Here is a 12,421-nt window from a genome sequence, read left to right on the forward strand (position 1 = left end):
TATGCTCCCGGGTTGCGCTCTTTTGTCTGATGCTGAGGAGGTCAAATATCGATGACCACATGATGCTACGATAACATCTCAAGCCAGCGGTGCCTCCGCCATTTCAGAATGAGCGGACCCCGTAACGCCAATCACTGTGAAGGAAACCATTGTGAATCAAAGCGCCTACTACGAAGACGACACCACTGTGGCCCAGTACTTGGAATTTCACTTTGGTGAGCAGTGGCACGGCGAAGCTAACTTTCCCCGTGGTCTTGCCAAGGTAGCGATTGAAGCTATGGATGGCCGCGCTCTGGGGCGCGCTCTTGATGTTGGCTGTGCCACTGGGCGTACCAGTTTTGAGCTCGCCCGGGGTTTTGCTCATGTGGACGGCATCGATTTTTCCAATAAGTTTGTCGAGCAGTGCAAGGTGATGGCGCGGGATGAAGTGGTTCGCTATGCCCGCCCTGAAGAGGGCGCTTTGGTGAGTTACCAAGAGCGCTCCCTCGCATCACTGAATCTGGAAGGCACCGCGCAGCGGGTAGCTTTTCATCAGGGAGATGCTTGCGATCTTAAGCCGGAGTTTACGGGTTACGACTTGGTGCTGGCCGGCAACCTGATAGACCGCCTGTACGATCCTTCATTGTTCCTGGCCCGTATTCACGAACGGCTGAACGAGGATGGGCTTTTGCTGATTGCCTCCCCTTACACTTGGCTGGAAGACTACACGCCGAAGGATAAGTGGGTGGGTGGCTTCCAGAAAAACGGCGAGGAATACACCACGTTTGATGGGCTGCGAGACATGCTCGCACCCCATTTTACGTTATTGATGGAGCCAAGAAGCCTGCCGTTTGTGATTCGCGAAACGCGCAATAAGTTTCAGCACAGTTTTTCTGAGCTCACTGTCTGGGAGAAAAACAGAGGCTGATCGGCGCGGGTCATTGCATTTTGAAGCCCTTTTCCTGCAGAAAGGCCTTCATGTGCGGGCGTAGTTTGCTGGTAAACAGGGGCTTTAGTTGTTCTGACCAGTTCGTATCCTTGCCGCCGCCGGTGCGCTCCAGGTAATACTTGTTCATGGTTTTGTCGAAGCCCGCTACTTGAGCTTCATCCTGCTCGTCCTGGTAGTAGTCTTCCTTGAGAATGGTCTCCACTGGCAACCGGGGCTTCACCTCTGGGTTCTGGTCAGGGTAGCCGAGGCACATCCCGAACACCGGGTACACATGTTCGGGTAGGTGGAGAATCTCGCTGACTTCGGCAGGGTTATTTCGAATGCCGCCGATGTAGCAAAGCCCCAGCCCTTCGGACTCAGCGGCGATAGCAACGTTCTGAGCCATCAGTGCGGTGTCGACACTGGCAACCACTAGCTGTTCGGCCATCCCGCGAACCACTTCTGCACCAGCCCTTCCTGCCGCTTCCGTGGATCGTTTCATGTCGGCACAGAACACCAGGAAATCTGAGCTTTCAGCAATGTAGGTCTGTCCGCCGGCCAACTCTGCGATTTTCATCCTGTTTTCTGGATTGATTACGTGAATCACGGAATAGGCCTGAACGTGATTGGATGTGGCCGCACTCTGGCCCGCACAAATGAGCTCTTCGAACAGCTCGCGGGGAATCTTCTGTTCTGTGAACTTCCGGATTGAGCGGTGGGAGTTCAGTAGTTTAATGGTTGGGTTCATGGTACCTCGCAATTGGTGAATTTCAGATAGCATACGAACGTTTTTAAAAAATGGAAGGATAGTCCAGCGCTATTGGCCGGAAAAAGCGGCTGGTCGTTTGGCCACAAATGCTGATACGCCTTCTGCGAAGTCGGCTGTTTCGGCGGCCTTCAGAAACGCCTGTCGCTCCGCTTCCAAGTGAATGTCGAGGGGGCTTCCATTGGAATTATCTATCAGTCGGCGGAATGCACCGAACGCACGAGTCGGCCCATTAGCAACTTGAGTGACGATGGCCGTCAGTACCTCATCAAAGGCCTCCGGTGAAGCGACTTCGGTCAACAATCCCCAGTCCTTCGCTTCAGTTGCTGTGAGCTGGCGGCCAAGCAGCATCATTTCCGCGGCTCGCGCTGCACCGACTTTGTGGGGTAAAAACCAGGTTCCGCCGCAGTCTGGTACTGCGCCTATGCCGTTGTAAGCAATAAGAAACTTTGCGTTTTCATCGGCAACGATGAGATCCGCCATCAAGGCAAGGCTTAGCCCTGCGCCCGCGGCGGCGCCTTTTACACTTGCAACGATGGGTGCGTCCATACCTCTGAGTATGAGAATGGCTTCATTGAGTGGAACAAGGAGGCCATTAATGAACTCTTTGGTGTGTTCGGGCGAGCTCGCCATGCTGGCGACATCGCCACCTGCCATAAAGGCTCTCCCGGCTCCGGTCATTACAATACAGCGCAATCCCGACTTCTGGTTAAGTACTTTGACTGCACCCAAGAACGCCTCAGCCATAGGAACGTCGATGGCGTTGAGCACTTCGGGGCGATTGAACGTGAGGGTGGCTACACCAGACAGTTCGTCAAATCCGGAGATTAGCGGGTTAGCTTTCATTGCCATGGGTTCCGTTGCTGAGAGTGCGTGGTTGAGAGAGTGCCGATAACTATGGAACAGACTATCTTGGTTATTATGGTTGGAATAGGCTACTTTAAGTTTTGCTCAGGTAATTAACCTGACGCAAACGAAAATAACAACAATCACAATCTGCCGAAGTGCGGGGAATAATGTCCAGTATCCTCGAAATCAATAATCTTTCGCTTTCGTTTGGTGGTGTGAAGGCACTGCAGGATGTCAGTTTTCGGGTGCCGGAAAACACCGTGACCACAGTGATCGGTCCGAACGGTGCCGGCAAGACGTCGCTATTTAACTGTATTTCCGGTTTCTACACGCCTCAGCAGGGCACTATTCGCTATCAGGGCGAGGTTCTCGCAGGGGTAAAGCCGCCTGTCAGGGCCGCCATGGGCCTTGCGCGAACGTTCCAGAATATTGCCCTGTTTCGGGGCATGACGGTGCTCGATAACATCAAGCTTGGTGCTCATGTGCACATGAAAAGTGGCTTGCTGGGCTCGTTGGCGTATTTCGGAGCGGCGCGCCGTGAGGAAATGGCCGTGCGCCAGCACGTAGAGCAGCACATTATCGATTTTCTAGAGATTGACCATATCCGGCGTAAGCCGGTGGCCAGTCTGTCCTATGGCTTGCAGAAGCGGGTGGAACTGGCTCGTGCCCTGGCCATGCGGCCAAAGGTGTTGATGCTGGATGAGCCGGTTGCCGGGATGAATAGGGAAGAAAAAGAAGACATGGCTCGGTTCATTCTCGATATCCGAGAGGAGTGGGGCGTAACAGTGCTAATGGTAGAGCACGATATGAGCATGGTTATGGACATTTCTGATCATATTGCCGTGCTCAACTTCGGCCAGGTGATTACGGAGGGGCTGCCCTCGGAGGTTCAAAACAACCCGGAGGTCATCGAAGCCTATTTGGGCACCAGCGATATGGACAGCCTGCGCAAGAAACTCAACCCTGAATACGAGGTGGCGTGAGTGGATTGGCTATTTTTTGGGGAAATCAGCCTTGCCGGCCTGGCTATGGGCGGCCTCTATGCTCTGATCAGCTTGGGTTTTGTGATCATTTACAAAGCCACCAAAGTCATCAACTTCGCCATCGGCGAGATCATGATGTTCGCAGCCTATCTGTTTTTGGCCTTTGCAGGAGGCATGGAAATGTCACCCTGGGTGGCCTTGCCGCTGGCGGTGCTTGGAGGCAGCGTGCTGGGCGGGGTGATTGAAAAGGTGATGATTCGCCCAATGCTGGGCGAGTCATCCATTTCAGTGGTCATGGTCACAATAGGTGTCGCCAGCATTCTGGTAGGTCTGGTAGAGCTGATATGGGGAGCAGACCCTCAGCTTCTGCCCAGTTTTTTGCCCCGTAAACCCGTTTTTATTGGTGAGATGTATCTGGCGCCCAAGATTGCGTATGGCTTTCTCATCGGTGCCGGGCTTCTCATCGTTTATCTGCTGTACTTTCGCTTCTCCCGCGGTGGCGTGGCGCTGCGGGCTACTGCTTCGGATCAGGCTGCTGCCTACTCCATGGGCATCAACGTGCGCCGGGTGTTCAATCTGTCCTGGGTGTTTGGCTCGCTCGCGGCTTCGCTTGCGGGTGTGTTGGTTGCTGCAACCGGTGGTCTCAGCCCGCAATTTGGCGCTATCGGCCTGAGTGTGCTGGTGGTGGTGATTGTAGGAGGACTGGATAGCATTCTCGGTGCGCTGGTTGCCGGGCTGTTTATCGGTTGGCTGGAAACGGTGGCAGGAGCATATCTGGGCGGCGAGTACCGCATGCCCGCAACATTTGCAGTGTTGGCGGTGATTTTAGTGATCCGTCCCTACGGCCTTTTTGGCACCCACGAAATAGAGCGAGTATAAGATGCGCATCGGTGACGCCAAACAGAGTTATGAGGCCGATGAGGCTATCTGGACAAGTTCTACCCAGAAAATCTGGTTGGCTATTTTCCTGCTCGCCCTTGCTGTTTTTCCTTTTTTTGCGGATTCCTATCTGCTGTATATGGGCTGCCTGGTCGGTATTGCGGTTATTAGCACCACCGGGCTTAATATCCTCACCGGGTTTACTGGCCTGATTTCTCTGGGCCAGGCGGGCTTCATGGGGGTGGGCGGCTACACCGTAGCCTGGCTGTCTTTGAATACCGCACTGCCCTTCCCGGTAACACTGCTGCTGGCGGGCCTGCTGGCGGCCGCTGTCGGTATTCTGGTGGGGCTACCCTCTCTTAGGGTGAAGGGTCTCTATCTGGCGATTGCTACCTTGGCAGCCAGTGTCTTCCTGCATTTTATCTTTGCCCAGTGGGAATCTGTTACCGGGGGTATGGGCGGGCTGAGCCTGGAGCCGGCGCACCTGTTTGGGCTGACGCTGCAAAGTGACTTTGAAATGTACTTTGTCATCGTGCCGCTAGCCGTTCTGATGGTACTTGCCGCCAAAAACGTTTTCCGAACCCGTATTGGCCGCGCCTTTATCGCGATCCGAGACAGGGATATTTCTGCCGAAATATTGGGTATCAATCTTCTGCGTTACAAGCTGATGTCTTTTGCGCTCAGTTCGTTTTATGCCGGCGTGGCAGGTGGACTGTTTGCTTATTTCTACCGGGTGGTTACACCGGAAAGCTTCCCGCTCTCCATGTCCATTTTCTATCTGGCAGCGGTTATTGTCGGCGGCATGGGGAACCTGCTTGGTGGCATTCTCGGTGCAGCCTTCATGACGCTGATTCCCGAAGTGCTCAATCTGCTTACAGCAGCGCTTACACCGTTTTATCCAAACGCACCGATATTCATGTCGCCGATGCTTGAAATCATCTTCGGCGCTTTGATCGTTGGTTTTCTTATTTTTGAACCGCACGGGCTTGCGGAGATTTGGCACCGTATACGGCGCTTTTTCAGTTTATGGCCCTTCCGAAACTAGTGGATTTAACAACAAGAAGCCGCAAGGAGAAGAAACATGTTTGAAAGCATCCTCAGTAAGGGTCGCCGGCTCGCAGGCATTGGCAGTATCGCCGCTGCCCTGGCCGCCGCGCCGGCAATGGCGCAGGACAAAGAGCCCATCGTATTTGGTGGCTCCATTCCGTTATCTGGCGTGTTCGCCTTTGCTGGCGTTCACCTTCATGCCGGCCTGACGGATTACACAAGCTGGATTAACGGCGAGGGTGGCATCAACGGCCACCCGGTGAAGTATGTAATGGAAGACACGGGTTACGAAGTCGACCGCTCCGTGGCTGCATTCAAGAAAATCACCGGCAGCAACACCGTTCCGGTTTACTACGGCGACAGTACCGGATTCATGAAGACCATCGCCTCGGAACTTAATAGCAGGGGCACTACGCTGATGAGCGGTGCGTCGTTCGCGACCGCACTGACGGACAATGAAAAGTATCCGTATCAGTTTATCCCCGGCCCGAGTTACAGCCAGATGTTCGGCATCATTCTTGAGTACATATCCAGTCAGGGTGAAGGCGGGGATAAGCCAACAGTGGCCTTTGTGTACAGCGATACGGAGTTTGGCAAAGACCCCATCGAAAACGGCAAGGCCAAGGCCGCGCTGATGGGTATTGAGGTTGTGGAAGAGATCGTCACCAAGCCTGGCAGCGTGGATGTATCTGCGGAAGTGCTGAAGCTTCGTCGTGCACGCCCGGACTATGTTGTATTCCACGGCTATGTGTTGTCACCCATCAATGAGTTCATGGTGCAGATGCGACAGATGGGCCTGGATACCCAGTTTATGGGTACCTTCTGGTCTTCCGATAAACTCATCATCAACAAGATGGGCGCAGACTCCGACGGCTATATGGGGGTTATGCCATACAACTACTACGACAGCGCCGAAGGCGGCCCGATGCTTGATGCATTACGTGCCCAAGCGGAAAAGAGCGATCCGGATGCCGGCTACCGCCCTACCGGTTATATGCAAGGCTGGTTCAATGCCATGGTCTGGACCGAGGTGATCAAGCGCACTATGGACGCGGACAAGGAGCTGACGGCTGACAACATGGCCGAGTCACTCGCTTCCATTAAGGATTGGGACACCGGCGGCATCATAGGTATTCCTGTATCTGTACAGGATATGTCGTTCCCGGTGGGTCGAATCTGGCGAGTGAACGCCAAAGAAGGCCGTTATGAGCCGTATCGGACTGGATCCACCTCGACTGAGACCTTGTATGGAAGCCTTGCTGGAAATCGATAACATCGAAGTGGTTTACAACAAGGCGGTGCAGGTCCTTCGGGGCCTGTCACTGCGCGTACCCCATGGCGCCATTGTGGCGTTATTGGGATCTAACGGTGCCGGAAAATCCACCACGCTCAAAAGTGTGTCAGGGCTGCTGGCCCTGGAAGACGGTGAGGTGACGGCTGGGGAAATTCGCTTTAAAGGCCGTTCTTTAAAGGGAGTGGCCCCGGAAAAACGCGTCCGTGATGGATTGTTTCATGTGATGGAAGGTCGTCGCGTGTTTGAGGATCTGACCGTTGAGGAAAACCTCGTTGCGGCCACCTACGCGCTCAGCGGGCGAAAGAAGTCCCTGAACGATGCCTACGAGCTGGTATACGGTTATTTCCCTCGCCTAAAAGAGCGCCGCAAGCAGCTTGCCGGCTATCTGTCTGGTGGCGAGCAACAGATGCTGGCCCTTGGCCGTGCCCTGATCGCTCAGCCAGAGCTGATCATGCTGGATGAGCCGTCGCTGGGCCTGGCACCTCAGTTGGTGGAGGAGATATTCACCATCATTGCTCGCATCAACCGGGAGCAGGGTACGGCAATACTGTTGGTGGAGCAGAATGCAGCTGTGTCTCTGGCGATTGCCTCTTATGGCTACATCATGGAAAACGGCAAAATCGTGATTGACGGCCCGGCGGATAAGCTTTCATCCAACGAAGATGTGCAGGAATTCTATTTGGGTGTGGGTGGCAAAGAAGGTGAAACCCGAAGTTATCGGGACATTAAGCACTACAAGCGCCGTAAGAGGTGGCTGTCATGACAGCACCGCAGGTTCGTGAGCTTACGCTTACGCAAATGCTCCGCGCTCACGCGCAAGAACGCCCGGAGATGTTGGCGCTTCGGCAGAAAGATTTTGGTATCTGGCAGGCGCTCTCCTGGCAGGATTATTACCGGCGGGCACGGCATTTTGGGCTGGGCCTGCGTGCCCTCGGGCTTTCTGAGGGGGGCCACGTAGCGATACTTTCGGAAAATCGGGTGGAATGGGTGATTGCCCAAATGGGTATCGGCCTGGTAAAGGGCATCTGCGTTGGCGTGTATCCCACAAGCCCCTGGGGTGAAGTGGCCTATGTGCTTGAACACAGTGATGTAGAAATGGTGGTGTGTGAAGATCAGGAACAGACCGATAAGGTTCTGGAGGCCTGGCCCCAATTACCGCAGCTTAAACACAACATTGTTATCGACCCCAAAGGGCTGCGCTCCTATGCGTCGCCGCCCTCTTCATTTGAAGATATCGAGACTGCGGGGCAGGCGTTTGAGAAAAGCCACCCTGAACTGATTGACGAACTGCTCGACAGCCAACAGATGGATGATATCGCCCTGATGATCTATACCTCCGGCTCCACCGGCCGGCCCAAGGGCGCCATGATCAGCTGGGGCAACTTGCAAGCCGGAGCGCCGGGGCTGATTGACCTGCTGAGTGTGAATGAGCACAGCACCAGTTTGTCTTACCTCCCGCTTTGTCATGTGGCAGAACAAGCGTTAACGAATATTGCGCCCGTCTATGTTGGCAGTGCCGTGAGCTTTGGCGAGAGCCTGCGAACGGTTCAGGAAGACCTTCGGGAGATTGCGCCTACGTTTTTCCTGGGCGTTCCGCGAATTTGGGAAAAACTCCACTCCGCCATTTATATCAAGATGCAGGAGACAGGGCGTATACGGCAGTGGCTTTTTGAGCGTGCCATGAAAGTTTGTGAGCCCATGTCAACCAAGCCAAAAGCACAGTGGAGCCTTGGCGAGCGGCTCACCTACAGTGTGTATTACTGGCTGGCATTTCGTGCTTTGCAAAACTTTATCGGGCTGCGCCGTTGCACCATCGCCCTGACTGGCGCCGCGCCGATTTCAACGGGCATTCTTCAGTTTTTCCGCACCTTGGGCGTGCCTCTTGTTGAGGTTTTTGGCCAGACCGAGAGCACCGGTGTAGCCACAGCCCAGCGCCCGGACAACGTCTGTCTTGGCACGGTTGGCACAGCTGTTACGGGGCTTGAGGTTGCACTGGGGGAGCAAAACGAGATCATCATGCGTGGTGGCACCGTATTCAAAGGCTACTACAAGAATGATGAGGCAACGGAGGCCACCTTAAAGAATGGCTGGCTGCATACCGGTGATGTTGGTGAGTGGAAAGAGGGGCAACTGAGAATTGTCGACCGACTGAAGGACATCATGATTACCGCTGGCGGTAAGAATCTGTCGCCCACGGAGATTGAAAACACTATCAAGGCAAGCCCTTACATCAAAGAGTGCATTGTTATTGGCGAGGCTCGCAAGTATGTCTCAGCACTGATTCAGGTAGATTTTGAGACAGCCGCCAAATGGGCGGAGCAGGAGCGGATTGCTTACACCACGTTTCGCAGCCTGACCGAGCATGCTCAGGTGCAGGAGCTTATTCAGGCGGAGGTAAACAAAGGCAATGACAAACTGCCGCAAGTGGCCCAGATCAAGCGTTTTCATTTGCTGAACAAGGAACTGGATCACGATGATGATGAGGTGACCGCCACCATGAAGGTGCGCCGGAGCAAAATCTATGAAAAATACACAGAAGCGATTGAGTCTTTGTATAGCTAAAAAAGCTGGTGCATACCAAGGGCAGGTGCTCAGGTAAGGCCTAAATGTTAGGTGTTTAGCTCAAATATTGAACAAAATAGCTTGCGAAGGACTTGGATCAAGTCGACTTGACGTAAGCTATGGTTTGCTAGGCTCACTTTGGTTGATAATGGCTCCCCCTAAAACCTTTGAGCCTAGTACCATGTCTGAAAATAGCAGTTCTGAAAAGCTACCCGCCCGGCGGGGGCACGTCCGTATCTTTGCCGATAACCGTCTCGTCGTGAAAGTGGGATTGATCCTCTCCGCGTTGTTCTCACTGGGGTTTAGCGCTTTTGCCAGCGCGGCAGAGCCCGGCCTCCAAAGCCTTACCCGTCACCCGGTGGGCTACATTGCTATTGCGATCTTTGTAGTCGCCTACGCGTTTGTGATGCTTGAAGAGAAGCTGCACTTGCGCAAATCCAAGCCAGTATTGTTGGCGGCGGGCCTGATCTGGTTCCTGGTTGCCGGTGCGGCGGCGATGAATGGCGATACAGAAAGCGCCAATGCAGCCTTGAAGCATAACCTCCTGGAATACTCCGAGCTCTTGTTGTTCCTGCTCGTAGCCATGACCTATATAAACGCCATGGAAGAGCGACAGCTTTTTGATGCGCTGCGCGGTTGGCTGGTAAATAAAGGCTTCAGCTATCGCAGTCTGTTCTGGATTACCGGGTTGCTGGCGTTCTTTATTTCACCCATTGCCGATAACCTGACTACCGCCCTGCTAATGTGCGCGGTATTGCTGAAAGTGGGTGAAAACAGCCCACGCTTTATTGGTCTTGGTTGTATCAACATCGTTATCGCAGCAAACGCGGGTGGCGCTTTTTCTCCATTTGGCGACATCACAACCCTGATGGTCTGGCAAAAAGGCGTGGTGGAATTCACCGAGTTCTTCCGGTTGTTCCTCCCGGCGGCCGTTAACTATCTGGTGCCGGCGATTATCATGAGCTTTGCCATTCCCGGAGAGCCGCCGGAAAAAACCACAGACGTGGTGATCATGAAGCGTGGCGCCCGCCGCACGGTTGCGTTATTCCTGCTTACCATCACAACGGCAGTATTGGGGCACAACTTCCTGCATCTGCCGGCAGTGGTTGGCATGATGATGGGCTTGGCTTATCTTCAGTTTTTGGGTTACTACCTGCGCATGAGCTTCAAGCGCGGTGTTGCCCGTGAGCGCGTGTGGGCAGAAAACCACCGTAATACCCGGTTGCTGGCGCGGCTGGATAAAGCGGCACCTTTCGACGTGTTCAACCCCATGGCTCGAACCGAGTGGGATACACTTTTGTTCTTCTATGGTGTGGTGCTTTGTGTGGGCGGGCTTGGATACATCGGCTATCTGTCGGAGATATCCCACCTATTGTATGAGGGGTGGAACGCCACGGGTGCCAATATAACCGTGGGTGTTTTATCTGCCATTGTGGATAACATTCCGGTGATGTTCGCGGTGCTCTCTATGGAGCCGGACATGTCCCACGGCCAGTGGTTGTTGGTCACGCTTACGGCAGGGTGGGTGGCTCTCTGCTCTCAATCGGCTCAGCGGCCGGCGTAGCGCTTATGGGGCAGGCCCGGGGCTACTACACCATTATGACGCACCTGCGTTGGACACCGGTGATCGCGCTTGGATACATAGCGTCCATTGCAACTCATATGTGGTTGAACGCCAGTTTGTTCTAAAACCTGTTACACGGAGCCCGCTCAGGGCTCCGTAGTTTAACCGTTTCTGTGTAACCCCTATCAACGCATGGTTTTCAAGGCAGTAGCCCACTTTTCCAGCTCTGCCAGCATGGCCGTGGCAGAAGGGTCGATCAGGTCGTTGGAGTGGAATACTTTGTTGTCGTCCAGATGGTTCCACGCCATGGGCACCATCACGCCTTCCACCATTGGCATCATCTTCAGAGTGGTCACCAGCTGACGAGCCAGGGTTGCCGCACGCACCCCGCCGGCCGCCCCGCCATAGCTCACAAACCCGCAAGGCTTGTAGTTCCATTCACTGTAAACGTAATTAAGAGCGTTCACGAAGGCCGGCGGCGGGCAAAAGTTGTACTCAGGCATCACAAACACATAAGCATCGGCAGGGTTTACGCTTGCTGACCAGCTTTTGGTGTGTGCGTGCTCGTAAATGCCTGAGCGTGGGTGATTCGCTTCGTTGTAAACCGGCAAGTTGAAGTCAGCCAGGTCTACCAGCTCGCAGTCGAAGCCGGAGTTGCTTGCTGCAAACTCTCGGAACCAGGTTGCGATAGAAGGGCCAATGCGGCCGGGGCGTGTGCTGCAGATTACGACATTCAGTTTAAGCGCCATAAAACAGAGTCCTTAATGGATGTAGGTGCTGGCATGAAGCCGGCTGTTGAGTAGTTGATCGCGAATTTAAAGGCTTGGGTGTGGAAGATCAAACGAAGCATTCTGAGAGAGATGAGCAGGGAATTCGATCAAGTGGGCAAACCGCCTCCTATCCCCACCGTAGGCCCAAGCAAAAACTCAAAAAACACGTGATTTCAAAAATTCGTCAGTGAGGGTTTTTTGCCCCTGAAGCCCATGCAGCACAAGGCATTAAAGAAATTGCGCAGGGGTTTTTTTATCTGGCTATCGTTTAGCCTCGCTTTGCTTGTTGTTGATGAATAGTGTTTTACGTGGCACACCGCTCTTCTTGCCGAGTGCGTGCTACTTAAAACTAATAATAAGCAAGCAGGGGACATCATGCGTCAGAGAACAAAGCTCTCAAAACTTTTCACAATTTCAGCGATTGCCAGCGGGTTGCTGTTAGCAGGTTGCGGCGACGACGGTAAAGACGGAAAGGACGGTAAAGATGGCAGCGCCGGAAATGCCGGCCAGAGTGCCGTTGTATCAACCACCTCCGGATTTGCGATTACTGAAAATGCCATCTTTGTGGCGCCGGATGCGGCAGATGGCGATGATATTACCGAAGCGCTCTCCCTCGCATTGTTTGATATTCCTGAGGATGCGTTGGTCGTGCTGCCGAAAGGGCGCTTTGTAGTGACGGAAGGCATTGTTGTCAACAGTGCGCGCGGGCTTACGATTACCGGTCACGGTATTAATGAAACCATCCTGGATTTTGGTACGTCCAATGGCGACGACGCGTTCCGTTTCCAGGGCGGTAATGG

At 53.9% G+C, this 12,421-nt stretch carries 11 protein-coding genes and 1 pseudogene; 9 read left to right on the forward strand and 3 right to left on the reverse strand.

Annotation, left to right across the window (positions count from 1 at the left end):
• The first annotated feature begins 151 nt into the window (after positions 1 to 151).
• Complete coding sequence (locus BCA33_RS12745; RefSeq protein ID WP_071266393.1) at positions 152 to 907, forward strand: putative 4-mercaptohistidine N1-methyltransferase; 756 nt, start codon at positions 152 to 154, stop codon at positions 905 to 907.
• Positions 908 to 917: 10 nt separating this feature from the next.
• Here the strand turns inward: BCA33_RS12745 and nfsA are convergent, their stop codons facing one another.
• Together nfsA and BCA33_RS12755 are read right to left on the reverse strand one after the other, a co-directional pair.
• Positions 918 to 1,655: an oxygen-insensitive NADPH nitroreductase gene (gene nfsA, locus BCA33_RS12750; RefSeq protein WP_071266409.1), complete on the reverse strand. Its 738-nt coding sequence runs from the start codon at positions 1,653 to 1,655 to the stop codon at positions 918 to 920.
• Between the two features lie 69 nt (positions 1,656 to 1,724).
• Complete coding sequence (locus BCA33_RS12755; RefSeq protein ID WP_071266395.1) at positions 1,725 to 2,519, reverse strand: enoyl-CoA hydratase/isomerase family protein; 795 nt, start codon at positions 2,517 to 2,519, stop codon at positions 1,725 to 1,727.
• A 170-nt stretch (positions 2,520 to 2,689) separates the two neighbouring features.
• On the opposite strand from BCA33_RS12755, the gene BCA33_RS12760 reads away from it, so the two are divergent.
• From BCA33_RS12760 to nhaD, 7 genes are all read left to right on the forward strand, one after another.
• Entirely contained in the window at positions 2,690 to 3,505 is an 816-nt protein-coding gene (locus BCA33_RS12760) for an ABC transporter ATP-binding protein (protein WP_071266397.1), read from the forward strand.
• Entirely contained in the window at positions 3,506 to 4,384 is an 879-nt protein-coding gene (locus tag BCA33_RS12765; RefSeq protein ID WP_071266399.1) for a branched-chain amino acid ABC transporter permease, read from the forward strand. It begins immediately after the preceding gene.
• Between the two features lies 1 nt (position 4,385).
• Positions 4,386 to 5,429, forward strand: a complete 1,044-nt coding sequence (locus BCA33_RS12770) for a branched-chain amino acid ABC transporter permease (RefSeq protein WP_071266401.1) — start codon at positions 4,386 to 4,388, stop codon at positions 5,427 to 5,429.
• Between the two features lie 36 nt (positions 5,430 to 5,465).
• Positions 5,466 to 6,704: an ABC transporter substrate-binding protein gene (locus BCA33_RS12775; RefSeq protein WP_254774379.1), complete on the forward strand. Its 1,239-nt coding sequence runs from the start codon at positions 5,466 to 5,468 to the stop codon at positions 6,702 to 6,704.
• Complete coding sequence (locus tag BCA33_RS12780; RefSeq protein WP_071266403.1) at positions 6,679 to 7,488, forward strand: ABC transporter ATP-binding protein; 810 nt, start codon at positions 6,679 to 6,681, stop codon at positions 7,486 to 7,488. The genes BCA33_RS12775 and BCA33_RS12780 overlap by 26 nt, the downstream gene beginning before the upstream one ends.
• The gene (locus BCA33_RS12785; RefSeq protein WP_071266405.1) at positions 7,485 to 9,287 is read left to right on the forward strand and encodes a long-chain fatty acid--CoA ligase; all 1,803 of its coding nucleotides are present in this window, start codon (positions 7,485 to 7,487) and stop codon (positions 9,285 to 9,287) included. Before BCA33_RS12780 ends, BCA33_RS12785 begins: the two co-directional genes overlap by 4 nt.
• Before the next feature lie 181 nt (positions 9,288 to 9,468).
• Positions 9,469 to 10,851, forward strand: a complete 1,383-nt coding sequence (nhaD, locus tag BCA33_RS12790; RefSeq protein WP_254774380.1) for a sodium:proton antiporter NhaD — start codon at positions 9,469 to 9,471, stop codon at positions 10,849 to 10,851.
• A 185-nt stretch (positions 10,852 to 11,036) separates the two neighbouring features.
• Here nhaD and BCA33_RS12795 read toward each other — a convergent pair whose 3' ends face one another.
• Positions 11,037 to 11,600, reverse strand: coding sequence for an NADPH-dependent FMN reductase (locus BCA33_RS12795; protein ID WP_071266407.1), 564 nt, complete (start codon positions 11,598 to 11,600; stop codon positions 11,037 to 11,039).
• Between the two features lie 396 nt (positions 11,601 to 11,996).
• Between BCA33_RS12795 and BCA33_RS12800 the strand changes: the two are divergent.
• Positions 11,997 to 12,421: pseudogene (locus tag BCA33_RS12800) on the forward strand (hypothetical protein); the annotation flags it as partial.

This window comes from Marinobacter sp. AC-23, from assembly GCF_001858325.1.
In the GTDB taxonomy this organism is placed as follows: domain Bacteria; phylum Pseudomonadota; class Gammaproteobacteria; order Pseudomonadales; family Oleiphilaceae; genus Marinobacter.